This is a genomic window from Aquidulcibacter sp., from assembly GCF_044346625.1.
Taxonomy (GTDB): domain Bacteria; phylum Pseudomonadota; class Alphaproteobacteria; order Caulobacterales; family Aquidulcibacteraceae; genus Aquidulcibacter.
Map to the genome: position 1 here is coordinate 1 of NZ_JBIIYV010000009.1, position 24,635 is coordinate 24,635.

The 24,635-nt window shown below is 56.2% G+C and carries 25 protein-coding genes; 7 read left to right on the plus strand and 18 right to left on the minus strand.

From position 1 onward, the window contains the following. Positions 1–361: 361 nt before the first annotated feature. Entirely contained in the window at positions 362–1,102 is a 741-nt protein-coding gene (locus tag ACIQ20_RS04195; protein ID WP_395777663.1) for an alpha/beta hydrolase, read from the plus strand. A gap of 6 nt (positions 1,103–1,108) precedes the next feature. On the opposite strand, the gene ACIQ20_RS04200 is transcribed toward ACIQ20_RS04195, so the two are convergent. The 4 genes from ACIQ20_RS04200 to dnaG form a co-directional block, all read right to left on the minus strand. After that, on the minus strand, positions 1,109–2,038 hold the full coding sequence (locus tag ACIQ20_RS04200) for a hypothetical protein (RefSeq protein ID WP_395777665.1): 930 nt from the start codon (positions 2,036–2,038) through the stop codon (positions 1,109–1,111). Beyond that, a complete protein-coding gene (locus ACIQ20_RS04205; protein ID WP_395777667.1) occupies positions 2,031–3,164 on the minus strand; it encodes a GNAT family N-acetyltransferase in 1,134 nt (377 codons plus the stop codon). Before ACIQ20_RS04205 ends, ACIQ20_RS04200 begins: the two co-directional genes overlap by 8 nt. Positions 3,165–3,938: 774 nt before the next feature. Beyond that, entirely contained in the window at positions 3,939–5,900 is a 1,962-nt protein-coding gene (gene rpoD / locus ACIQ20_RS04210) for an RNA polymerase sigma factor RpoD (protein WP_395777669.1), read from the minus strand. 221 nt (positions 5,901–6,121) lie between these two features. Further along, on the minus strand, positions 6,122–8,020 hold the full coding sequence (dnaG, locus tag ACIQ20_RS04215) for a DNA primase (RefSeq protein ID WP_395777671.1): 1,899 nt from the start codon (positions 8,018–8,020) through the stop codon (positions 6,122–6,124). Positions 8,021–8,183: 163 nt separating this feature from the next. Between dnaG and ACIQ20_RS04220 the strand changes: the two genes are divergently transcribed. After that, positions 8,184–8,615: a DUF2147 domain-containing protein gene (locus ACIQ20_RS04220; protein ID WP_395777673.1), complete on the plus strand. Its 432-nt coding sequence runs from the start codon at positions 8,184–8,186 to the stop codon at positions 8,613–8,615. 80 nt (positions 8,616–8,695) lie between these two features. On the opposite strand, the gene ACIQ20_RS04225 is transcribed toward ACIQ20_RS04220, so the two are convergent. Further along, the gene (locus ACIQ20_RS04225) at positions 8,696–9,178 is read right to left on the minus strand and encodes a peroxiredoxin (RefSeq protein WP_395777675.1); all 483 of its coding nucleotides are present in this window, start codon (positions 9,176–9,178) and stop codon (positions 8,696–8,698) included. Positions 9,179–9,435: 257 nt separating this feature from the next. Here ACIQ20_RS04225 and ACIQ20_RS04230 point away from each other — a divergent pair, with 257 nt between their 5' ends. Further along, positions 9,436–9,999: a YqgE/AlgH family protein gene (locus ACIQ20_RS04230; RefSeq protein WP_395777677.1), complete on the plus strand. Its 564-nt coding sequence runs from the start codon at positions 9,436–9,438 to the stop codon at positions 9,997–9,999. A gap of 448 nt (positions 10,000–10,447) precedes the next feature. On the opposite strand, the gene ACIQ20_RS04235 is transcribed toward ACIQ20_RS04230, so the two are convergent. The 13 genes from ACIQ20_RS04235 to coxB form a co-directional block, all read right to left on the minus strand. After that, positions 10,448–10,732, minus strand: a complete 285-nt coding sequence (locus ACIQ20_RS04235) for a type II toxin-antitoxin system RelE/ParE family toxin (RefSeq protein WP_395777679.1) — start codon at positions 10,730–10,732, stop codon at positions 10,448–10,450. Beyond that, complete coding sequence (locus tag ACIQ20_RS04240; protein ID WP_395777681.1) at positions 10,729–11,010, minus strand: type II toxin-antitoxin system ParD family antitoxin; 282 nt, start codon at positions 11,008–11,010, stop codon at positions 10,729–10,731. The genes ACIQ20_RS04235 and ACIQ20_RS04240 overlap by 4 nt, the downstream gene beginning before the upstream one ends. Positions 11,011–11,122: 112 nt before the next feature. Then, positions 11,123–11,722 carry a GNAT family N-acetyltransferase gene (locus ACIQ20_RS04245; protein ID WP_395777683.1) on the minus strand — a complete coding sequence of 200 codons (600 nt, stop codon included), beginning with the start codon at positions 11,720–11,722 and terminating at the stop codon, positions 11,123–11,125. A gap of 24 nt (positions 11,723–11,746) precedes the next feature. After that, positions 11,747–13,021, minus strand: a complete 1,275-nt coding sequence (locus ACIQ20_RS04250; protein WP_395777685.1) for a M16 family metallopeptidase — start codon at positions 13,019–13,021, stop codon at positions 11,747–11,749. Further along, entirely contained in the window at positions 13,018–14,418 is a 1,401-nt protein-coding gene (gene thrC / locus ACIQ20_RS04255) for a threonine synthase (RefSeq protein WP_395777687.1), read from the minus strand. The genes ACIQ20_RS04250 and thrC overlap by 4 nt, the downstream gene beginning before the upstream one ends. Before the next feature lie 24 nt (positions 14,419–14,442). Beyond that, on the minus strand, positions 14,443–15,363 hold the full coding sequence (locus ACIQ20_RS04260; protein ID WP_395777689.1) for an SURF1 family cytochrome oxidase biogenesis protein: 921 nt from the start codon (positions 15,361–15,363) through the stop codon (positions 14,443–14,445). Next, entirely contained in the window at positions 15,356–15,727 is a 372-nt protein-coding gene (locus tag ACIQ20_RS04265; RefSeq protein ID WP_395777691.1) for a DUF983 domain-containing protein, read from the minus strand. Before ACIQ20_RS04265 ends, ACIQ20_RS04260 begins: the two co-directional genes overlap by 8 nt. Before the next feature lie 161 nt (positions 15,728–15,888). Beyond that, on the minus strand, positions 15,889–16,929 hold the full coding sequence (locus ACIQ20_RS04270) for a cytochrome c oxidase subunit 3 (RefSeq protein ID WP_395777693.1): 1,041 nt from the start codon (positions 16,927–16,929) through the stop codon (positions 15,889–15,891). A 120-nt stretch (positions 16,930–17,049) separates the two neighbouring features. Beyond that, complete coding sequence (locus ACIQ20_RS04275; protein ID WP_395777695.1) at positions 17,050–17,631, minus strand: cytochrome c oxidase assembly protein; 582 nt, start codon at positions 17,629–17,631, stop codon at positions 17,050–17,052. Positions 17,632–17,640: 9 nt separating this feature from the next. After that, complete coding sequence (locus ACIQ20_RS04280) at positions 17,641–17,787, minus strand: hypothetical protein (protein ID WP_298231123.1); 147 nt, start codon at positions 17,785–17,787, stop codon at positions 17,641–17,643. Positions 17,788–17,860: 73 nt separating this feature from the next. Next, positions 17,861–18,865 (minus strand): heme o synthase, encoded by a 1,005-nt coding sequence (locus ACIQ20_RS04285; RefSeq protein ID WP_395777697.1) that lies wholly within the window; start codon positions 18,863–18,865, stop codon positions 17,861–17,863. A gap of 77 nt (positions 18,866–18,942) precedes the next feature. Continuing rightward, complete coding sequence (gene ctaD, locus ACIQ20_RS04290) at positions 18,943–20,583, minus strand: cytochrome c oxidase subunit I (RefSeq protein WP_395777778.1); 1,641 nt, start codon at positions 20,581–20,583, stop codon at positions 18,943–18,945. Between the two features lie 56 nt (positions 20,584–20,639). Then, positions 20,640–21,506 carry a cytochrome c oxidase subunit II gene (gene coxB, locus ACIQ20_RS04295; protein WP_395777699.1) on the minus strand — a complete coding sequence of 289 codons (867 nt, stop codon included), beginning with the start codon at positions 21,504–21,506 and terminating at the stop codon, positions 20,640–20,642. Between the two features lie 419 nt (positions 21,507–21,925). On the opposite strand from coxB, the gene tldD reads away from it, so the two are divergent. The 4 genes from tldD (at position 21,926) to ACIQ20_RS04315 (ending at position 24,560) form a co-directional block, all read left to right on the plus strand. Then, entirely contained in the window at positions 21,926–23,344 is a 1,419-nt protein-coding gene (tldD, locus tag ACIQ20_RS04300; protein WP_395777780.1) for a metalloprotease TldD, read from the plus strand. 169 nt (positions 23,345–23,513) lie between these two features. Further along, a complete protein-coding gene (locus ACIQ20_RS04305; RefSeq protein ID WP_395777701.1) occupies positions 23,514–23,807 on the plus strand; it encodes a BrnT family toxin in 294 nt (97 codons plus the stop codon). Beyond that, on the plus strand, positions 23,752–24,027 hold the full coding sequence (locus ACIQ20_RS04310) for a hypothetical protein (RefSeq protein ID WP_395777703.1): 276 nt from the start codon (positions 23,752–23,754) through the stop codon (positions 24,025–24,027). Before ACIQ20_RS04305 ends, ACIQ20_RS04310 begins: the two co-directional genes overlap by 56 nt. Before the next feature lie 107 nt (positions 24,028–24,134). Then, entirely contained in the window at positions 24,135–24,560 is a 426-nt protein-coding gene (locus ACIQ20_RS04315; protein WP_395777706.1) for a hypothetical protein, read from the plus strand. Positions 24,561–24,635: the final 75 nt, after the last annotated feature.

Consider the following 24,635-nt stretch of genomic DNA (forward strand, 5'->3'; position numbering starts at 1 on the left):
GTGGGACCCTTTCTCATAGTTTGGCCGCTTCGCATGCTTACAGCCACAGTAACCGTGCGATATCCGGCACAGCATTCGGCGTCTTAGAAGAATGGAAGCTGGCAGGGTCTATCTTGCAAAAGCGGGCAAAAAAGACCATGCGACGGCAGTACCAGTTTCGTCGATCAGGCGAGTAACTAGCACAGGAATGGCGATCTAACAAATGAAACACAGAACGTGTGGATCAACTTACGTTGATAAGCTTCGTAGACGGAAGTTTATCGGAGGTGGTCTTACAGCCTTAGTCGCCATGCCATCGATTGCACTTGGGCAAGCTAAAAATAGCTCTCGCGGCGCCACGGTAACAATCTTAGATGAGGCTATGGCCATGCCCAGCTTGGGGCGCACCCGGCGGATCTGGCTTTATTTGCCGCCGGATTATCAAAGCTCACGCCGACGCTATCCGGTGATCTATATGCAGGATGGCCAGAACCTGTTTGATCGCGCGACTTCCTATGCCGGAGAATGGCAAGTCGATGAGACGCTTGATCGGCTCGCTGCGGCAGGGGATCCCGGCGCGATTGTGGTGGGGATCGACAATGGTGGTGAAAGCCGCACGGCAGAATATCATCCTGTGTTGCCGTGGTCTGGAACACCCGGCCAAGCCAATGCCTATGTACGCTTTCTAACCGATACCCTTAAGCCCCTAATTGATCGCCGCTTTCGGACCAAAAGTGATCGCGTCCAGACACTCATTATGGGCGCAAGTTCGGGTGCTACTCTTGCGCTCTATGCCGGTATCATGCGGCCAGATATCTTCGGACGCGTCGGTGCCTTCTCCACGCCCCTCTGGCTTAATCCCCGTTTGGACCAACTCGCGCGCACAAGAAGACCCTATCGGCGCGGTGCCCGTGTCTTTCTGGTCAGTGGCCGGGACGAGCGGGTAGGCAACGAACCCAAAGGCATTTTCGCCAAGGATCAGCCCGCTATGGTCGAGGCGCTCATTGGAGTCGGCTATAAGCCTGAACGGGACGTTCGCTCGCGCATTGTCGATGATGGGACCCACACTGAAGCCTTTTGGGCAAGCGAGTTTGAGGGGGCCTACCGCTTCCTGACCACCTGACGGACTTTAAGCGTCAATTTTTTCACGGACACCGGGAATTGCTTCGCGAAGGTCAAAGCTGGGCGTGAGTTCATGCTCATGCGCTTTTTGGATCTGGATGGCCTTAAAAGCCCGCGCCAGTGCAAGCTTGCCTAGTGCACGCGGGTCAAGACCTGCTTGGATCTCTGGTGCCATGTTGAGACGGCGGCGCAGCACGCCATTGGCGTAAATGACGTTAGCCCGCAGAAGAGCCGCTGGCGTCATGAACTCAACCGACAGCGAGACATTGACCATCGGCCCATTGACGATGCGATGGGGGGCATTTTGCGCCCACGTCACCATCATGCCAGGTTCCAGCGTCACATCTTGTGCCTCTTGGTCCCAAGCGAGTTCAAACGGAATTTGCTCATCTGTTTCGCGCAACACGACGGCTTCAATCTGTTCAGGGCGTGCAAACGGGGCCTTGGCGGGATAGACGCGCACATGCTTGGTGCCGCGAACTTGCCAGAGCGAAACCAAAGGCGAATCCAGATGATAAAAGACCTGTGCATTCGGCGATGAAATCAGCACACCGAGGTCGCGCTTCATCGTCTTTAGGCCGGAAACATTGGCTTCCTTGTCGCGGAAAATGTCGTCGCACAACGCAGCATACTCAGGCAGATGGGCATTGGCGGCGCGCAAGTTCAGCCAAATCCGACCGTCTTCAACGGCCTGCATCAGCTCAGCACCGCTCATATCCCCGGCCTTGCCGATGCGCCAGGACTGCCAATCCACCGGATCATGGCCCATGGTAAAGACGCCCAACTTGTGGCGCGGATAAGAGTCCAAGAGTGCCGCTAGGCCTGCGTCTGAAAACATCGGCCGTGTGTGCAAGTCATGCTGTGCCACAATGGTCTCACGACCAAAGCGCTGAGACACATCAGCTGGCCAAGAAACGATCGAAGCTGGTTTAGTCATGGGAAGACACTCTATCAACTGTTTGCGCTTTACCGCGCGCGATGAGGCGACGCGGTGCAGAGGTTACTGCAGCCCAACCCGCATGCAAACGCCCTGCCAAGTCAGGCTCCACGCTTGCAATCAAGTCTAGTCGTTTTTGGATCAAGCCGATTGGACCTGTCTGGGCCGTTGAGACAGCGGTCGCCAGTCGCCCGACTTGGCCAGCCTGAACAGTTACTGGATTGCGTGCAAACTGCGATTTATAATGGCTGTGCCCTTGCGCCAAATCAATGGTTTCAATGCCAATATCTTCGGCATGGCGGACCATCTGGGCTAAGAAGACAATCCCCGGCGAAAAGGGGTGTGCCTTTGGGCAGGTAGAGGCGATCCAAGGATGAAACCACCCGCCTTGACGCACGCCAAATTGCCCGGAAACCAGGTAATCGCCAGCGTACAGCGTAATCAAACAGCCACCAAACTCTGGGTTGGTGCGGCTAAACAAATCCTGCATCATCGCTTTCACCCAGTAGGGGCGCAGGACATCGGTTAGACCGGACTCATGATACTGATCTATTTTAAGCTGCAGAACGACCTCTAGTGCCGAAGGGTTTTGATCGCCGGTTATAAAGCGGATTGGGCCCAATTCCCGGTCCATCTTATTGGTCAAACGCCGTAAATTTTTCGCCCATTTTGGATTGGCCTGCCGCAGACTCTCCAACTTGACCGCCCCACCATCTTTCACACTGAGACGATAGCCCAAGGTCGGCTCTAACTGGACGCTTTGAAACCAGCCATACGGATCTATTAGGCCCGAGACAGCCATACGCTCAATACCAGCTTCGGCCAAAAACGCTGTGCCGTCGCACTTGAGACCAGGTTCACTTACGATGGCTTGATAGTCCGAGAACGGTGCACCAACAGGGCGTGCATGGCCGTGGCTGGCCTTATGAAACGCAAAGAATGCCACGTCATGCCCTGCCTCGGTGGCAATTACCACATGCACATCGCCGCGATGGCGCTGAACCAATTGCGCAAAATAAGGCCCAACCAAGGGCGAACCAAACTCTGGCGTCGCGCGCTGCAGCGCAGCCCAACGGTCAATCTGACCTTCGGTCAGGGCGTCAGCAGAGATCGTGGTGACTTTCACGGGAGACTCAGTCTTTCAAAAAAGAACGCGTGCTGAATTTGACGAGACCGCTATCATGCAAATCCTAGGATTACGTTGACGTGACTGTGATGGGGCTTCCCCGCCCGCACCCATAGCCCCGCGCGGAAAACCACCGGGGGTGCACCTGTAGAGGGGCCGGGGCGCGTGGGTTGCGCCAGATGAGGTGGGCCAGATTAACGGACTGGCCCGGAATACGACGCAAACCATGCGCCCCGGCTGAAATAAGGCTGTGTGCCCAAGGGAGGATCATGAGCCCTCCTCGGTGGTGACATTTCCCCCGCCTGTACATGAAGACCTTTTAAAGAGTGGGTTTGGAACTCATTCAAGGAGATCCCGCGAGTTTTGATTCAAGCCTATTGAAAGACTTGACCTCCGGCTTCACACGGCAGTCGGTCTTGAGCACACCGGGCATGAGGACGAGCTAATCCTCATGAAAACACGAGGCAGCCACGTCTGCCCCGATTAACCCCGCTTACCCATCCCCAACCGGTGTCGCCGCTGCAGCAACAACGCCCTCTCGTCGGAGATGGGCTTAGGTTATGCGGGGTTTGGTGGGAGGGGGATAAGTTTTTATCTGTGCCCCAAAGGACCGCGCACCACTAGGTGCGCATGGCAGCGCGTCCAGATGCGCAGCTCGTGCTGCGCGCTCCAACATTCCCGCCGAAGCGAAGCGCAGAGCGGGGACCTCATTGGACTTTGCGGCACGAGATCCCCGATTGGCTGACGCCGTCCGGGATGACAATTTCCTTGGCTTTAATTATCCAAGAAGCTGCGCAACTTACGCGACCGAGATGGGTGCTTCAGCTTGCGGAGGGCTTTGGCTTCGATTTGGCGGATGCGTTCGCGGGTCACGCTGAACTGCTGGCCGACTTCTTCCAGCGTGTGGTCGGTGTTCATGCCGATGCCAAAGCGCATGCGCAAGACGCGTTCTTCGCGTGGCGTCAGACTGGCCAGAACCCGCGTGGTGGTTTCGCGCAGGTTCGACTGAATGGCGGCTTCAACTGGCAGGATCGCATTCTTGTCTTCGATGAAATCGCCCAGATGGCTGTCTTCCTCGTCCCCGATTGGGGTTTCAAGACTGATCGGCTCTTTGGCGATCTTCATGACTTTGCGGACTTTTTCCAACGGCAGGCCGAGCTTTTCGGCCAATTCCTCTGGCGTTGGTTCGCGACCGATCTCGTGCAGCATCTGGCGCGAGGTGCGCACCAACTTGTTGATCGTCTCGATCATGTGGACCGGAATACGAATGGTGCGCGCTTGGTCGGCGATGGAGCGCGTAATCGCCTGACGGATCCACCAAGTTGCATAGGTGGAGAACTTATAGCCGCGACGATATTCAAACTTATCGACTGCCTTCATCAGGCCAATATTGCCCTCTTGAATGAGGTCGAGGAATTGCAGGCCGCGATTGGTGTATTTCTTCGCAATCGAGATCACCAAGCGAAGGTTGGCCTCCACCATTTCTTTCTTGGCTTGTCGGGCTTCGCGCTCACCCTTTTGCACGGTTTGCACGATGCGACGGAACTCGTCGATCGGCACGCCGGTTTCTTGAGCGAGGGTGAAAATTTCCTGACGGATTTCGTCAGCACGGTCGCGTTGGTCACCAGCAAAGCGGGTCCAAGACTTGGTCTTATCCTTGACGGTGTCGAGCCAGTTTGGGTCCATTTCGTGGCCTTGATAGGCCTTGGCGAAATCAGGACGGCCAATGCCACAGGTTTCGGCCAGACGCATCAACTTGCCTTCCAACCCGATGGAGCGCTTGTTGATGGTATAGAGCTGTTCAACGAGAGCCTCGATCCGAGCATTATTCAGCTTCAGGCTCTTCAGCTCGTCGATGATGCTGTTTTGCAGCGCATCCATCGCGGCCATATCATCATCAGTGATCGACACACCGCGAATACGGGCGTCGAGCGAGCGATCCTTTAGGGTGCGGAAGGCGTCAAAATGGGCAGCCACCGTATCAAGGATGCCCATGATACCGTCGCGAAGCTCGCCTTCCATGGCTGACATGGAAAGAGCTGCACCCTCATCTTCTTCCGCTTCGGCGCGGGCCGCACGCGCAGCGCGAGCCCCTTCTTCATCATCTTCATCATCGTTGCTGGCGAGGACTTCTTCTTCCTCCTCTTCCTCTTCTTCGACCACGGGAGGTGCATTTTCTGCCCCATAAGTCGCTTCAAGGTCGATGATTTCGCGCAAGAGGACGCGGCCAGTCTGCAATTCGTCGCGCCAAACCATGATGGCTTCAAACGTCAGCGGGCTTTCGCACAAACCGCGGATCATTGCGTCGCGACCCGCCTCAATGCGCTTTGCAATCGCGATTTCGCCTTCGCGCGACAAAAGCTCTACCGCGCCCATCTCACGCAAATACATGCGGACGGGATCGTCGGTGCGGTCTTGGCCTTCTTTGGTATTGCCGGTTTGGATGACGACCGCAGAGCTCGACGACGAGACGGTAGCGACTTCGCCACCTTCTTCTTGTCCATCTTCTTCAGCTTCAATCAGATTGACGCCCATTTCGCTCAATTGAGCCATGACGTCTTCAATTTGCTCAGACGTGAAATCTTCCGACGGTAGAATTTTGTTGAGTTCGTCGACCGTGACCCAGCCGCGTACTTTCCCTGCCTTGATGAATTTCTTCACCGAGGCATTGTTCAAGTCCAGAAGTGGCGCATCAGGCGTCTCTGCGGATTGCGCTTCTTCAACTTTTTCTACCATGAATGTGCCGCCTCTTGGTTCCGCCATGTCGTCACACAGCGCACCGGATTGCTAGGATAAATCCCTGCCAAACTGTCTTGGTAAGACAATCTGCCACGGACCCGAATTCTCTGCCCCTATAGCTGAACTTTTTTAAAAGGTCAGCTAGTGGTGCCTGTCCTGTCTGCCGCTAGAAACAACGGCACAGCCCGCCCGTGCTGATTGAAGCACGCGCCGACTTTCTAATCTTCTGCCGGTAGAGAGAAACCCTCTCCCCCGACGATGGATGCCCCAGCAGAGCTGGTCTCGTCGGCCCGCAGCGCACGGCGCTCGCCAACCAGACGCTTCAGCCGCTCAAACGCTGCTTCATCGCCACTGCCTGCCGCAGATACGGCCTCGGCCGCGTCCGACGCCAGAGCCCGGTGGGTCTCCAAACGTTGAAGCGCGATCAGCCAAGCGCGCTTGGCCTCCTCCACACTCAGCTCGGGCCGCGCATGAGGGTTGACCGGCGACCGCCGCGCTTCATCGAGAACGCGTACGGCTTCGCTTTGACCTAATTGGTTCAGATGGAGACGAACGCTGTCAAAATCAATAGTCGTTCCCGCATGATGCAGGTCTAAAAGGCCGTGACGCAGTAAATTCAGGCCTTGATGATCCAGCACAAGGCCTGCAAACGCCTCCTCGTGGCCCTCTAGAAGTTCAGAACGCAGCAAGGGGGCGGTGACGAGGTCTACCAAAGTCCGCTTCGGCCGAACCGTTCCTGCTTTGATTTTTAAGCGTAATTCCGCCGTCGCGCTGCCAATAGGGCCGGCGTCGCCGCCCTTACCGCGGGCCTTGGGCACAAAGGCTGGCCGGGCAGCGGGGGCAAACAAGGTGTCGAGACTGCGACGCATGTCCTCGTTGAGTTCGCGCTGTAAATCAGGGTCTGTGACCTGGCCTGTCAGCTGGCGCAGGCGCTTGCGCAGGCCCGCGCGGGCTTCTGCCGTCACCAAGGGTTCACGCTCTTGTTCGCGCTGGAATAAGAAGCTGCCGAGCGCCAAAGCGCTCTCCAGAACCCCCTCAATGCCAGCCGCGCCTTTGGCCTTGATCATATCATCTGGGTCTTGGCCTTCGGGCAAAAAGCCGAAGGCGAGGGTTTTGTCAGCCGATACCAGTGGCAAAGCGCGATCTAAGGCGCGTTCGGCTGCTTTCAGGCCCGCCTTATCGCCATCAAAGCACATAATAGGCCGCTTCGACGCTTTCCAGATCAGGCCCAATTGATCTTCCGTAAGGGCTGTCCCCAAGGGGGCCACAGCGGCAAAGCCAGCGCGCTCTAACGCGATGACATCCATATAGCCTTCAGCCACCAGAATAGGCTTATCCTTGGCTGCCGCCCGCGCCTGCGCATAGCGGTAGAGGTTTCCGCTTTTGTTAAAGACCGGGCTATCGGGACCATTGAGGTATTTGGGCTGGCCATCCGGGTCGAGCGTGCGTGCGCCGAAGGAGACGGTGCGGTCGCGCGTATCGGCGATGGTGAACATCACCCGACCCCGGTAAAAATCAAACGGCGCACCACCATCATCAGGCAGTTTCAATAGGCCCGCTTCCACCAGATCGGCCAATTGATGCCCACCTTGGGTCAACCGATCCTTTAACCACGTCCGGCTATTTGGGCTGAAGCCTAGGCCAAAGCGGTCCCAGTCGGCTTCATTCAAGCCACGCTTGGTCAGATAGGCCCGCGCTTTGGTCCCTTCCGGGCTGCGCAGAGCTTGGGCAAAAGCTGCGCGCGCAGCATCAAGTGCCGTCGTTAAGCGCTTGGCTTGGTCATCCTTGGTGACGGCTTCTGGATCACGCGCAGGCAGCGGGATGCCCAGATCCCGCGCCAAACGTTCCACCGCCTCGGGGAACGGCACATTTTCTGTCGCCATAATAAAGTCGAGCGCATTGCCGTGCTGGCCACAGCCAAAGCAATGATAGGTGCCTTTGGAATCTAAGGCATGAAAGCTGGGCGTCGCCTCATTATGGAAGGGACAGCAGGCCCACATATCGCCGCGTGCGAGATTAGACTTGCGCTTATCCCACGTCACTTTGCGACCGACCACATCCAATATGGAGGCGCGCGTCAGCACTTCGTCTATAAAGGGGCGGTCAAAGCGGGACATTGAATGCGACAATGGGGCTTCAAACCCGAATCATCAAGCCCGCAGCCCATCGCGGGAAAGGCGAATTTCGCCAACCTGTCTCAATTGGGCTTGAACTGCTTTTTGAGGACAGCTAGAGGCAGATTATCTGCCACGATCCTCCCGCTATGATAGGCTTAGACTCATGAAGTTTTCGACCCAGCTGATTGCTCCCGCCCTACTGGCCTTCATGGTCGCCACCCCCAGCTTCGCCAGCGAGTTACATGGCACCCGCTGGTTGACCGCCAATGGCAGCGGGATCATCCGCATTGAAGCTTGTGGCAAACAGACGTGCGGCCGCATTGTTGGCCCTGGCCCAAAGGCTGACAAAAACGCCGCCACCACCGACGCTAAAAATCCTGACCCAAAGTTGCGGACGCGCTCGATTGTCGGCATGGCGATTTTGACCGGGTTCACCGCTCAGCCCGATGGGAAGTTCACGGGCGGGCAGATTTATGATCCGACCGAGGGCAAGGTTTATCGCAGCGAATTTCGCCGAAAGCGCGATGGCAAACTAGAAGTCAAAGGCTGCGTTGGCCCGATCTGTGTTGGCCAAACTTGGACGCCTGCCTCCTAAAACGAAAAACCCCGCCTTCGTGCTCTACGAAGGCGGGGCCAATTCACTGGTCCTAATCGCCGCAGCGATCAGGGCGAAGCTTACATATGCTCCAGCATATATTCAGCGCCAGAAACCTTATATTCTGCAGGCGCTTCCACGAACAAATGTGTCACGACGCCATTGTCGGCGACCAGCGAGAAGCGCTGTGAGCGCACGCCCATGCCAAACTTCGACGCATCCATCTCAAGGCCGATCGCCTTCGCGAAACTGCCGCTGCCATCGGCCAGCATGGTGATTTCGTCGCTGACGCCTTGATCCTTTGCCCAAGCGCCCATGACGAACACATCGTTCACCGACAAACAAGCAATCGCGTCAACACCCTTAGCGGCCAATTCAGCGGCCTTTTCCTTATAGGAAGGCAAATGCTTGGCCGAGCAGGTTGGCGTATAAGCTCCGGGGACGGCGAACAAAGCGACCTTTTTGCCGCCGAAAATGTCTGCCGTGGTGCGTGGCGCTGGACCATCAGCCGTAGGGACCATGAAGGTTGCTTCGGGAAGGCTGTCGCCTACTTTGATTGTCATCTGTCGTTCTCCATCATGGCGGCTAAACCATCCTTCTGCCAAAGGGCGTCAGGGCTAGCCGCATACATTCTAGATAAGCTATCCCCTTCGTGATTCAAAGATATGACCATGCTCAAATCTGGGCGTAATTTATCCACCCAAACTTTCCAGCTTTTGCCTGCTCCATCTGCAGGTTGCGACAATTTAGCTCATCCGAACAACGCAAAACTAAAAATTCAGACTAGACATCGAGAGATTTTAGCAACACGATCACGTTCATGAGAAACTCGCTGGTCGGACGCTTCCTGATTGCCACCCCTTCGATGGCAGACCGTCGTTTTAAACGCTCGGTGATATTGGTGTGCGACCATGATGAAACCCACGCCATGGGCATTGTGATCAATCGGGCAATGCCGCGCCTGATGCTGCCAGACTTGCTCGACCAATTGGGTATCGATTGTGCCATAAGGGTCCCAGCGATCCCGGTATTGGATGGCGGGCCCTGTCAGCGCGACCGGGGCTTTGTGCTCCACACTGATGATTGGTCAAGTGACGAGACCACCAGCCCCATCATGGGTGGCTTGCGCATGACGGCCACGCGCGATGTCTTGCAAGCCATCGCCCAAGGCGTAAAACCCAGCCGCGCCACCTTGGCTTTGGGCTATTCGGGCTGGGATGCAGGGCAGCTCGAAGCCGAAATCATGGACAATGCCTGGCTCGTCACCGAAGGCGATATTGACGCAGTCTTTGCCACCGCCAATCTGGACGACAAATGGGAAGACGCCATCAGCCGCTTTGGGCTGGAACCGTGGCAGATTTCGCAGAATGCTGGACGGGCGTAGGGTGCCATTCCGCTAGGAATGCAGCGCATTGTTTGGGTGTTTTGCCCCACAATGTCATCCCCGCCGGAGCGCAAGCGAAGAGCGGGGACCTTGTGGGACTTTGTGGCAGGAGGTCCCGGATCGGCTGCCCCGTCCGGGATGACATCGTTTTGGTGCTTGTCCACTCAGACAGCCTTTGCCGCAGGCTCTGCCTAGGCAAAGGCCGTTCTCGAGTTTGAGCGCGCAAGATATGGCGTCAAGAGGCGCGCTTCGCGTGTCGGCGAAGTCGATTTCACCTCTTGACTCCACAACTTGCGCAATAAGAATTGTCGGGCGGCGTCAAGGCAAGCGGAGCGACGCATTGAGCCATTCCAAGTGCTTTGACTGACATCCGACTAAAGTGATCTCTGGATTTGCTTGACCCTCGTGCATTCCCTGCGGAACGCACCCTACCACGCGAAGCGTGTTACTAAACCAAATCCTCCCATTCTCGTGCGCCATGCACAACGCGCACAATCTCGGCGACAAAGTCCGTTGCGCGGTACAAGATCAAGTAACTGCCAATCGGTAGCAGGCGCATGTCCGGTCGTACATCAAAACGTGGCGACCCCATTTCTGGCATGGTCCCTAAGGTCGCAAATGTCTTGTGGAGACGATCAAACCAATGTTGCGCGGCGACGGGATTATCAGCGGCTATTGTTAGGACGATGCTGTCGATATCGCTTATCGCTTGCGGCAGCAGACGATAGGTCACGCGGCGGTCTTGCTAGCCGTCGTTTTGGCTAATTTGGCTTGGATTTGGGCCATAGCGTCCGGGCCGTCCACGGCCTCGCCGCTCGCAATGCCCACGTCCCAGAGTTGACCCAACCGTTCGCTGGCCTTGGCACGATACTCTCTGCGCTCACGCCATTCGCGCAATGCTTCGCGCATCAATTCACTCGACGATGCATAAGCACCAGAACTAACAGCTTCTTTTAGCATGATGGCCATTTCGGCCGTTACCGCAACGCTGATTTTCTCGACATTTGACACGGTCGTATGCTCCACGATGGAGGCACCACGGTAGGCAAGTTTCCTACTTTTTGCAAGTGCAAGGGCTCTGTTTTGGCAAAGGTCGTGCTCGAGTTTTGGCGCGCAAAGCGCCCTAAACCTTCAACAGGCCTTCATGAAACTCATTGACCAAAATGGCATAAAGGACGTGGTCCTTCCATTCGCCATTGATCTTTAGATACTGTCTGGCCAGTCCCTCTTCTTGAAAGCCGATGCTTTCCAGTAGCCCGCGGGAGCGGAAGTTTGTTGGCACGCAGGCCGCTTGGACGCGGTGTAGACCGAGCGGTCCAAATGCGTAGGAGACTACGGCGCGGACGGCAGCACGGGTAAAGCCCTGCCGCGCAAACGGCTGACCGACCCAATAGCCAATCGTGCAATCTTGGGCTACGCCGCGGCGGATGTTGGAGATGTTCACACCCCCGACCAGCGCATCATCGCTGATCCGAAACACAAGGAACGGCGAAGCCAAGCCCAATTTAACGTCATGCCGCCAGCCTTGCAGACGCCACAGATAGCAAGCGCGTGACAATTCATCGAAACGCCATTCAGGCTCCCACGGCACCAGCCAAGTCTCGCTCGCCGCCCGCAAATCTGCCCAAGCCTGATAGTCGCCCTTGGTCGCTTCGCGCAAATAGACACCCTCACCCTCGAGGCGCAATTTGCTTTCGCTTGGGTTGACCAGATTGAGAAACACCCCGTTTGGGTCCTTTTTTGCGGTTTAGGCGAAGCTTGCCTTGAAAAGGGCTGCCGCGGCAAGCCCTGAGGCGGGTCCAATCGCTGCTGCGGCAGCTAATCCCTGTTCAGCAGCAGCAACAGCCGCACGGGCCGCCTGTTGCACGGCTTGTGCCTCAACGCGCCTGATCCTTGCTGAAACGTCTTTAAGCGGCAAGGGCCGACCATAGAGCAGGGTCTGGCTGACGGCAGCTTCACAGCGGGCGGCGGGGCTTTCAGCGGCCATCATCATGCTGGCTTCGAGAATGCGCACAGCGCGTTTAAGTTCTAAGGGTGTTGGGCCATGCTCGGCCATTTGCACCAAATGATCTGCCGTGCGGCGTGCGACATCGCCAGCGTCCGAAGGACCACAGCCGACGGAGACGCAAATACGGCCAGAATCCTCATAGAGGTCGCAGAAGGCCTCAACCGAATAGACGAGGCCCCGGGTCTCGCGCAGGTCTTGGAACAAACGCGACGCCATGCCACCGCCCAAAATCTCACACATGACCCGCGCTGCAATCGCCTCTTCGCCGCCCATACGCGGTCCGGGTAAGGAGAAGGTCAGATGGACTTGTTCTGCATCGCGCACCTCGCTCAAAGCCCGACCACCGACTTTGGCGGGCTCAGTCGCGGCGGGATCAAATGGGGCTAAGTCACCAAAGGCGCGTTCAACTTGATCTTCGATCTCTACCTCATTCAAGGCCCCTGACACGGCGACCAGCATGGTCGACGGGGCATAGGCGCGGCCACGGAAAGCATGGATTGCCGCTTGATCAATCCCTGCAAGGCTGGCCTCATCCCCCAAAATGGGGCGACCCAAAGCATGATCTGGGAAGGCTGCGAACTGGTGGAGCACCCCACAGCGATCTTCTGGATCGTCAAAGGCTTCACCGATCTCCTGCAGCACCACCCCTTTTTCAAGCGCCAGATCTTCGGCCCGCAGATGGGGCTTCAGCACGAGGTCTGTCGTCAAACCGAGCGCAAATGACGCATCATCGGCAAGGCAGCGGGCGAAAAAGCCTGTGCGCTCATAACCCGTTGCAGCATTGAGATAGATCCCACGGCCTTCGGCTTCTTCCGCCAAGGTGCGCGCATCGCGCCCACCAGCACCCTTGAACACCAAATGCTCTAAAAGATGGGCGATACCATTTTCACGCATCATCTCAGACCGCGTGCCTGCCTTGATCCAGACACCAACGCAGGTGCTGGCGAGGCCCGGGATCGGGTCCATCAAGAGACGGACACCATTGGAGAGGGTCTTTAAGCTCGCAGCGCTCATGCTGTGGTGCCGATATGGGCGCGGATATAGGCTTTGACGGCAGCGACATCGGCCGGCATGTCCACCATGACTTCTTTGCGGTCGAGAAGATCGGCGCAATGGCGCGGCAGGCCCGGTGCTTGGCCCAAGATGGCCTCAACCGTTTCTGGGAATTTTGCCGGATGGGCGGTCGCCAATAGGACACGCGCGCCCTTAATCTCATCCTCACCAAAGCGGGCGCGCCAGCCCACAGCCGTGTGGGGGCACAAAACTTCGCCGGTCTGTTCAAAGCAGTCGGCCAAGGCCCAACGTGTTTCTTGGTCGTCGACGCCAAACGCGTCAAAATGCTGCTTCAACATAGCGAGAGCGGGTGCTGGAATATCAAACGAACCGCCTTGACCAAACTGGTCATAGAGCTTTTTCAGAACGGCAGCATCGCGGCCAACGGCCTCAAAAATGATGCGCTCAAAATTGCTGGCGACACTAATGTCCATCGCCGGGCTTAAGGTCGCAAGGCTTGCTTGGGACTTGGCATAGGTGCCGGTTTCAAAGGCTTGGGCGATCCCGTCATTGGCATTGGTCGCAATCATGACGCGGCCAATCGGTGCCCCGATCATCTTGGCGACATAGCCTGCCAAAGCATCGCCGAAATTGCCTGATGGCACGGTGAAGTTCACAGGGCCCGCGGCCGACAATGCGGTAGAAGCCGCAACAAAATAGACCGACTGCGCCATGATGCGGGCCCAGTTGATCGAATTAACCGGCGAAAGCGCGACTTCTTGGGCAAAATTCTTGTCAGCAAACATTGCTTTCACAAGGGCTTGCGCCGTATCGAAGTCACCCTCGATATTAAGTGCGTGCACGTTGTCGCCGCCCGAAGCAGTCATAAAGCGGCGCTGCACATCTGAAACCCGGCCCTTGGGCATCAGGACAAACAGGTCCACGCGATCCGTTTCTTTCAACGCTTCTACCGCTGCCCCGCCAGTATCACCCGAGGTGGCGCAAACAATGGCCAAGCGCGCATCGCGGCGTTCCAGTGCAAGGCTGTAAAGCCCGGCCAACAATTGCATCGCAATGTCCTTGAAGGCCAAAGAAGGCCCATGGAACAATTCCAAAATATAGTCCCCCGGCCCAACTTGCTGCACCGGCGTGATGCCCGGATTGGCCCACTGGCCGCCATAGGCTTCTTCGGTCAGGCCGATGGCTTCCTGCATGCTGAGGTCTTTGCCAGCAAACAAGGACAGGACCGCCGCAGCAGTGTCCGCATAGGGTGCGGTCGCGGCCGCGCGGATTTGCTCCGCACTCAAGCGCGGCCAGCTCTCAGGCACATAGAGGCCGCCATCTGGCGCGAGGCCAGTCAAGAGAGCGTCAAGGAAGGAAACCGAAGGGGACCCGCCACGGGTCGAAATATAGCGCATGATTTTGCTTTATCGTGTTGAAGTTTAGGAGGGGGAGCGTCCAAATCGCAGTCGGCCGGTACGGATATGCAGGCCCGTATAGACCCCGATGAGCGCGAAGCCAAACCCCCACCATGTTAAGGCATAGCCTAAGTGTCTTTCGGGGGGGATTTGATTAGCGCCCTTGCTATCGGCCCACGGGTTGATTTGCGTCTGACCGGTCGCCAACGGGTCGACTAGGTTGAGGGCAACATAATAAGCAGGCGAGCCACCTGTTAGTTTCAAACTGGCCCCCATGGCAGGTAAGTCTGGCCAGAACCAATCCTTCAGGATGGGATCATTATCTGGCGTAAAGCTATTGGCTTTGGCCCCCTTGCGCAGCACGCCACGATAACTAACCTGCCCCGACAAGGCCGGCACTTTGTTAGCATCGGCTTCGGCGACAAAGCCGCGATCAACAAAAATCCAACCATCTTCCAAGACAACTGGAGTGAAGATGCGATAGCCGCTGATGCCGTCGCGTAGGGCGCGCAATTTGACGCTACGCGGGTCAACCAAGCCAGTCAGCTCAACCGGGCGATATTCAGGCTGGGATGATTGTAAGGCCGCTGCAACGGAAACGGGTGCGGTAGCGGCACTAATTGCGGGCGCGCGCGACTTCTCAACATACTTGGCCCATTGCCAATCACCCAGCATGTACAAAATGCCTAAGCAGATGATCGACAGGATGGTCAGCACCGGCATTGGGCGAAAGCTGGCTTGAGAGTCTGTGGCAGCCTTGGCTTCAGTTACTTCGGCGGCGGACTCTACGGGCATCGGTACAGGCATGCTAGGTGTGGCGGTTGGCCTTACGGCGGGTTGGGCCACGACAGGGGAAGGCGTTGGCTTCGCGCCAGCTTTGCCGCGCACTTTTAGGCCCGAGGGGACCCAGCCTTCAGGGGTTTCGACTAGAGGCGGCTTAGTCATGGGAATTCTTTCGAGCCTGCTGACCTTCGCCTGCCCGATACCGCCATTGCATGGCAAACATCATGGCCTTGAAGGGGCGCAACAAGCCGATGCATACCGCTGCGGTGAACGGCAAAGCGATCAGAATGAGGAGCCAAATCGGCGGGCGAAAGGCTAATTCAGCGATCAGGATAAAGGGCACGCAAATGGCACCTGCTACCAGAATGACAAAAACGGCAGGGCCGTCACCGGCATCTTCGATGGAAAAGTCGGCTTTGCAGGATTGGCAGCTGGGCTTGATCGTCAACAAGCCGTCAAACAAGGGTGCTTGCCCGCAATTAGGGCACAAGCTGAGCAACCCTGCTTTCCACACATTTACCGCCATCGGCTGTTTGTCCAATCGATCTGGTCTGCCATTTTAGAGTTCGAGCGCTCCCATTAGCACAAACGATGCAGCGCGCGGACAGGTTTTGCAGAAACAAGGGCTTGAAACGACAAGGGGCGGGAGTTGCCTCCCGCCCACTCAGTCTGTGATGTAGCGCTACCTTACGAGAAGGCTACGTAGATGAAGGCAAACAAGAACAGCCACACCACGTCCACGAAGTGCCAGTACCAAGCAGCCGCTTCAAAGCCAAAGTGCTTCTTTTCGGTGAAGTGGCCAGCCATCAGGCGGAATAAGCAGACCGCCAAGAAGATGGTGCCGATGATGACGTGTGCGCCGTGGAAGCCTGTCGCCATAAAGAAGGACGAGCCATAAACGCCAACAGTTTCACCACCAAAGCCGAAATATTTTTCGTGCAGTGCATGCTCATATTCCAGAACCTGCAGTCCCGTGAAGCCCAAGCCCAACAGAACCGTAATGATCAAGCCCAATTGCGCGCCTTTGCGGTTGCCTTCTTGTAACGCATGGTGCGCCCAGGTGACCGTGGTGCCCGACAGCAAAAGAACAAGCGTGTTCATGAGTGGCAGGTGGAACGCATCAAGGGTTTCAACCCCTTCTGGCGGCCAAGTTGCCCAAGCCGAAGCGACTTCTGGAATAGTGGAGAGCGTACGCTCATCCGCATACAAGCCGACTTCAAAGAACATCCAGAACCAAGCCACGAAGAACATGACTTCCGAAGCGATGAACAAGATCATGCCATAACGCAGGCCAATGCCGACGACAGGGGTGTGATCGCCCTTATGGCTTTCCTTAATCACATCGCCCCACCAAGAGGCCATGCAATAAAGGGTGAACAAGAAGCCACCGACCAAAACAATTGGGTCGCCTTTGCCCAAGAGCCAATACCATTGCTGGGACGTCTTGAAGTCTGCGATTGTTTTGGCCTGCAATGCAGGATCGAGGCCTTGGAAGCCAGCATTGGCCTGAAGACCTGCTTCAACGGCTTTCCAGCCGCCAGCCAAAGCGGCTTTAGCTGCCTCTTCATTGGCGAAATAGCCTTGGATGACCGACAAAGGATCATCAACAAAGCCCTTCATGAAGATAACGGCACCAATGGCCAGAATGAAAAGTGCCAGTGACGATACAACCGGCCAAGGGCTGGGATCGACGAGGTGGTAGTCATGTTTTACGGCGGCGTGACCCATGTTTTGGCCCTGTACTATGTCCCAACGCTGTAGACGTTGGAATCCCCAAGTTCTACTAGTCGTTTAGCGCGTTCTTGTCGAACGAGGCAACCACCGAAAGCCGTTTTACTTCAGCTTCCTTCACTGTGTTGACACCGTGGGCTCGGCCCCACTGGCTTGCGCTTGCGCAATCGCCTTATCGCCTGCTTCAAAAAACGTGTAAGACAGGGTCACTTCTGTGACTTCATCGACATTGCGGTCGGTAGCCAGCGATGGATCGACATAAAAGATCACCGGCAATTCCATGCTTTCGCCCGGTTGCAGCGTGCGATCTTGGAAGCAGAAGCACTCTAGCTTCTGAAAATAAGGACCGACCTTGTGTGGCGTGACATTGTAGGTCGCCACGGCTGTAACGGGTCGGTTGGACTCATTTTTGACGGTATAGAAGGCCAAGCCATTTTCGCCGAGCTTTAACGAAACCACTGGCTTCTCGGGCTTAAACGACCAAGGGACGCCGGGGGCAACATTGGCATCAAAGCGGACTTGAATGGTGCGGCTCAGAACTTGGCTGGCGGCCTCTGTGGCGACTTGCGTGGTGCCGCCATAGCCCGTGATTTGGCAAAACAGCTGATAGAGCGGCACGGCGGCATAAGATGCACCCAGCATGGTCAAAGGCACCAAGCCTGCGATCAAGCCGAAACGTGATGTCTTGGTCATTGCCATCGGCTGCTCCTAAAACGGCTTGTTCAGGGCATGGCCCTGTAGACGGACCATGGTCACCAAAAACACAATCGCGACAAAGCCGAAGAGGCAAAGGGCAATAGCCAAACTGCGACGATTGCGGGCAGCGATCGGGTCGAGGGGCGCTTTATCGGTCATTATCTTCGCCTTGCAAACGTGTAAAATTGTCTCAGTCTCAGAACCCGCTCTTTCTTAATCTAAGGCCAAAGCCCTAGCCGAAAAGGGGCGTATGCAGGCCGAACCCATGTTCAACTAGCAATGCGGCAAACAGCGCAGTCAAGTAAAGTAACGAAAAGGCGAACAGGTCGCGCGCAGGGCGATTGTCGATCTGCTTATCGGAGTAAAGCGCGCGGCCTTCTTCACGGCCGTCCGCATCGCCAGCGCGAGAGCGGAAGACACGCCAAGCCAACAACAAGAAAACAAGGCCGGTCGATACCGATACCCACGCATAGATTTGTCCGCCTAGCCCTGTCCAAACCGGCAAAACACCAACGATCACCAAGGCGATTGAATAGAGGAAAATCTGTAAGCGGGTTGACGCTGGGCCCTTTGCAACGGGCATCATTGGCACATTGGCCGACGCATAATCGCCCGCTTTGTACAAAGCCAAAGCCCAAGAATGTGGTGGGGTCCATAAGAAGATGATGCCAACCAAGAGCCAAGCATCCAAAGGCATATCCCCAGTTGCAGCCGCCCAAGCCACCAGCGGCGGCAAAGCGCCAGCAAGCCCGCCAATCACAATATTCTGTGGGGTCGAGCGTTTGAGCCACATGGAATAAACCACGGCATAGAAGAAGATGGTGAAGGCCAAGAGGCTTGCTGCCAGATAGTCTTTCGCGGTCAATGCCAGCAACAAGACCGACAAAATGCTCATCACAATGCCCATCGCCAAGGCTTCTTCCTTATGGACTAGCCCCGCCGGAACAGGGCGCATGCGCGTGCGCTTCATCAGGCCGTCAATATCGGCATCGTACCACATGTTGAGCGCGCCTGCCGCCCCGGCCCCCATGGCAATAGCGAAAATCGCAAGAGCGCCCAAGATTGGGTTATGGTCACTGGGCGCGCACAAATAGCCCACAACCGCCGTGAAAATCACCAAGGACATCACGCGCGGCTTCATCAAGTCGAGATAATCCTTCCAATCGGCAATACGCCGCTTGGGCTGAGCGTCACCAGCAGTTTCGCCGGGCAGATTTTGAGCGGGGATTTCGGTCATGATGGCTTTCTACGAAACACGCCCCCGAAGTGGACCTTCGGGAGCGTGTAAAGTCCGGTTAAGTACCGAGGTTCAGATCAGTGGTGATCCTTGGCCTCAATCTTTGGAAGTTCCGAGAATTGGTGGAACGGAGGAGGCGACGACAAGGTCCACTCCAATGTGGTGGCCGCAGGACCCCAAGGGTTTGCACCCGCAGGACGACGACGCAGGACGAACATGTCCAACAGCATGATGAAGAAGATCCCCATAGCGGCAATTGTGATGAAATAGCCGTAGGACGAGATTAAGTTGAAGTAAGCAAACGCTTCTGGATAGTCCACATAGCGGCGTGGCATCCCTTGCAGACCCAAGAAGTGCTGCGGGAAGAAGATTAGGTTTACGCCAATAAACATCACCCAGAAGTGCAAATTACCTAGCACTTCGGAATATTTGAGACCGCTCATCTTCGGGATCCAGTAGTAGAAGCCTGCAAAGATCGCAAACACCGCACCCAAGGACAACACGTAGTGGAAGTGTGCCACCACATAATAGGTGTCGTGCAGGACGGTATCTACGCCTGCGTTGGCCAGAACAACCCCAGTCACACCACCGACGGTGAACAAGAAGATGAAGCCAATCGCCCAAAGCATCGGGGTCTTGAAGTCGATCGAGCCGCCCCACATGGTGGCAATCCAGGAGAAGATCTTGATACCAGTTGGCACCGCGATAATCATGGTTGCGGCCACGAAATAGGCTTTCAAATCAACGTCCATACCGACCGTATACATGTGGTGCGCCCACACGATAAAGCCAATGAAACCGATAGCCACCATGGCGTAAGCCATTGCGAGATAGCCGAAGACAGGCTTGTTTGAGAAGGTGGAGACGACGTGGCTGATGATGCCAAATCCTGGCAAAATCAGGATGTACACTTCTGGGTGACCGAAGAACCAGAATAAGTGCTGGTACATGATTGGGTCCCCGCCTTGGGCAGGATCAAAGAAGCCCGTGCCAAAGTTACGGTCGGTCAACAACATGGTGATGGCACCTGCGAGGACTGGCAAGGACAACAACAACAACCAAACGGTCACCAGAACCGACCAAACAAACAGCGGCATCTTGTGCAAAGTCATGCCAGGAGCGCGCATGTTGAAGATGGTGGTGATGAAGTTGATCGCGCCCAAGATCGAGCTGATACCCGCAATGTGAAGCGACAGGATCAACAAGTCCATCGACGGACCATTATGGCCCGAGGTCGACAACGGTGGATACAGCACCCAACCACCGCCAAAGCCAGGATCTGCACCTTGACCGGGGACAACCATGGAAAGTGCACCCAGAGCAAAGGAGAATGGCAACAGCCAGAAGGAGATGTTGTTCATGCGTGGGAAGGCCATGTCTGGCGCGCCAATTTGCAAAGGCACGAACCAGTTGCCAAAACCACCAATCATCGCCGGCATAACCATGAAGAATATCATGATCAGGCCGTGCATGGTGACAACCACGTTGTAATTATGGGCATTGCCCCAAGGGCCTTGCGCAGTTGGGTCGCCATTGACACCAAAATATTGCAGGCCAGGTTCCATCAATTCCATCCGGATCATGCCGGACAGCGCGCCACCAAAAATCCCCGCGAAAATCGCGAAGACCAGATACATGGTGCCAATGTCTTTGTGGTTGGTCGACAACAGCCAACGCATGGGATTGAAGACCGATGGGCGGTCGCTCAAATCCGCCATCGCGGGGGCTTCAAGATGAGCAGCAGTGCTTGCCATGTTCAGTATGTCCCTGAGATTTAATTGGCTTGGGCCGGAGCGGCCGTGGAGGTTTGGGTAGCAGCAAATTGGGCCGCTGCGGGATTGGTCGAGCCAGCGTCAGCCGACTTCTGCGAGGCAATCCAAGCATCAAACTCAGCTTGTGGCACCGCTTTGATTTCGATCGGCATGTACGCATGTTTCACGCCGCAGATTTCCGAGCACTGGCCATAGTATAGGCCTGGCTTGTCAACCCGGAACCAAGCTTCGTTCAAACGACCTGGCACAGCGTCCATCTTCACACCGAAGGATGGCATGGCCCAAGAGTGGATCACGTCAGAGGCCGTGATCTGCACGCGAACTACTTTGCCAACGGGAACGACGACAGCATTGTCAGTACCCAAAAGATAAGGTTTGCCAGCGGCTTTCGCCTCGTCCTGCGGCAACATGTTGGCATCAAAGCCTACGCCTTCTGCATCGGCATACTCATAGCTCCAATACCATTGGTGCCCGGTAACCTTCAGCGTCATGTCGTATTTGGCTGGTGTTTGGTCTTCTTTGTACAAAAGTGGGAACGAGAAGGCCGAAATACCGACCAAGATCAAAACGGGGATCAAGGTCCACACAATTTCGATTGTGGTGTTATGGGTGAATTTCGCAGGCACTGGATTGGCCTGCTTGTTGAAGCGGATTACACAATAAGCCAACAAACCTGCCACAAACAGCGAGATCACGACGATGATCGGCAACAGGATCACATCATGAAAGAAGGTGATGTCCCGCGCGACTTCCGTCACTGGAGCCTGAAGTGCATAGCCCTTATCAACGGGCTGATCTGCCCAAGCAAATCCAGCGGCCGATGCCGCAGTGATCAATCCAGCCAATCCTGCCGATTGCCAACGACGCATATGATGCTCCCCTTAACCACGTCAAACCCATGACGTGGCCTCATCGAACCGAAATAGCTCTCTGAGACCATTTGTCACGTGCGTCGATGTGTACAAATTGTCGCAGGGCAACAAAGAGTCGCCCTAATCAAACAAGGCCATAACACGCCTAGGCGGCGCGGGGAAAGTGGGGCGACACATTGGAAACACCACGCTTTTCAGTAATCCCGGACGAGCCGCTGCCCGCTCACACGCCTTTCCCTTAGGTTCACCTGACCGGTACCATCCCGGAAATTCGGCAAATTGGGCCGAAGGCATAGGATTTCGCTAAAAATCAATGCCACGCCTGCCATTACGGCTGGCTGTATCCCTCATTTGCATTGCCGCCAACACTGCTTAAGTCTGCATCTGTGTTGGAAGGAATACCCATGACTGAGCAGATGACCGAACAAACCCTCGCCCCCCTCTCGGAATTGGCCCTGGCGGCAGGCTCTGAAGCGGTACTCAAAGAGGCTCTTTATCATGCCGATGATGGGGAATTATTCTTAGAACGTGCCCGTGGCGAAAGCTTTGTCTGGGATGATGGGCGTTTGAAGTCAGCATCTTATGATTCTGATGAGGGTTTTGGTCTGCGCGTGGTTGCTGGGGAAGCCGCAGGCTATGCCCATGCCAATGAGTTGTCACAAGCCTCCCTCAAGCGCGCCTCCGCTGCGGCCAGCATCGCCAAGCGTGGCCATTCGGGCACACTGGCAGAAGCCCCTGCCCGCACCAATGCGAAGCTTTATAGCGACAGCGACCCTCTTTCCGCACCAAGTTTTGAAGCCAAGATTGCAACCCTTGGCGAGATTGACGCCTATGTCCGGGCGAAGGACTCACGGGTTGTTCAAGTTTCCGTGTCGCTGGCGGCATCGCGCAAAGAAATCGCGATTGTGCGCCTTGATGGCGATGTGCGCACGGACACGCGGCCTCTGGTGCGGGTCAATGTCTCGGTAACGGCCGAAAAAGATGGTCGCCGTGAAAGTGGCTCCGCGGGCGCGGGTGGCCGGGCCGACTATGCGCAGTGGATCGAAGAAGGTCATCTTAAGGCCCTCGCCGATGAAGCGCTGCGCGTTGCTTTGGTCAATCTAGACGCCATACCCGCCCCTGCGGGCGAAATGGATGTGGTTTTGGGGCCCGGCTGGCCCGGCATTTTATTGCATGAAGCCGTCGGTCATGGCCTTGAGGGTGACTTCAACCGGAAAGGCACCTCGGCCTTTGCTGGGATGATCGGACAGCGTGTGGCCTCGCCCGGCGTTACCGTTATCGATGATGGTACTATGGCCGATCGCCGCGGTTCTTTGACGATTGATGATGAAGGCACACCGACCCAGCGCACCGTTCTGATCGAGGACGGCATTCTGGTCGGCTATCTACAAGACCGGATGAATGCGCGCCTCATGGGCGTTGCCCCAACCGGCAATGGCCGGCGCGAAAGCTATGCCCATAGCCCCATGCCCCGCATGACCAATACGACGATGGAATCAGGCTCGATGGATCCGGCTGAAATTGTCGCCAGCCTAAAGCGCGGCATTTACGCCACCAATTTCGGCGGCGGCTCGGTCGATATCACGTCTGGCAAATTCGTGTTCCAATGCACCGAGGCCTATTTGGTTGAGAATGGCAAGATTATCGCCCCCGTCAAAGGTGCCAGCCTGATTGGCGATGGGCCAACCTCGCTCACCAAAATCTCAATGATTGGCAATGATGCGGAACTCGACAAAGGCGTTGGCACCTGCGGCAAAGCCGGCCAATCCGTCCCCGTTGGCGTCGGCCAACCCACCTTGCGCATTGGCGGCCTGACGGTGGGCGGCGCGGGGTAAGGCCCGGGCTGGTATGTGTACACAAAACGTGTACGCAAGTATCTCGATACACAAATTCTGTAACCCGTCAGGCAATGGCCAAGTCTATGGGCCAGCGTAGCCCATTGTGCGGACACACTAAGGTCTCTTCGCTATCTTGGCGAAGAGACTGGCTTTCACGGTTACGCCTATGGAATTTGAGTGGGATGATGAGAAGAATAAGGCGAATATCCTGAAGCACGGCGTGGATTTCGTAGACGCCATGCTGATCTTCGATACTTTTGTCCTGTCAGCGGGGGATCGCAGACACGATTATGGTGAGCGACGCGTTCGCTCGATTGGCATCGTTGACAGTGATTGTTTTGTTGTCGTCCATACCCAAAGAGGGAGCTCGGTGCGCATAATCATCGCTTGCAAAGGTGGAACAGATGAGCGTGAACTCTATCGTGGGTATGTCTCTCGAAGAAGCGCGAGCCAAGCGTGATCGCGGCGAGACCCGTACGCGCAAAGATGCCCCAATTGGCTCTACCTTGGGTCCTGGCTTCTGGGCAGATGCCGTCCCCGTAGAACCTCAAAGCCGCAAATCGGTCCATTTGCGCTTGCGAGCGGAGGTCTACGACTTCTTCGTCACGCAAAGTGGTGGCAAGGGACATATCAAGAAAATGCAGCAAGTCCTCAAAGCTTATGTGGATGCCCACAAGTAAGGGGGCATTTGCGCAAAGTTCTGCCTGTGTCATCAACCCGTCGTGCCATGGCCTTAAGGCGGTTTTGCCCGTAAACTAATGGGGCTTTCACTTTGAGGAGAAGCCAGATGTCGTTTAATGTCCAAGAATTACTCACCAAAGTCGGCGGTGCCGACTTCCTCAAAACCCTCGGCGACAAAGTCGGCCTTGAAGCTGAGCGCGCGCAAACCTTGGCTGCTGACCTCTTGGCCCATGCCAAAGAAAGCGGTGGCGACATCATGGGTTCGGCCCAGATCATCGCAGAAAAGACCGGCCTGCCGCTCGAGCAAGTGCAAGGCGTCGCCGCTGGCCTTTCAACCAGCTTGGGCGAAAAAGCCGCTGAACTGACCGGTGCAGCTCAAACCTTCGTCGGCGACATGCTGGGCAAGCTGAAAGACACCCCGCTGTCGGGCATGGTCGCCAGCCTTGACAAGGACGGCGATGGCAATCCTGTCAACGACCTGACCGATATGGCCAAGAATGCTTTGGGTGGCCTGTTCGGGTCGAAGAAATAGTCTACACAGGTGGGCGCGACAGGTCTCTGTTGCGCCTGCTTGACCCTCCAGCCAAAACCCCGAAATTGGTCTAGG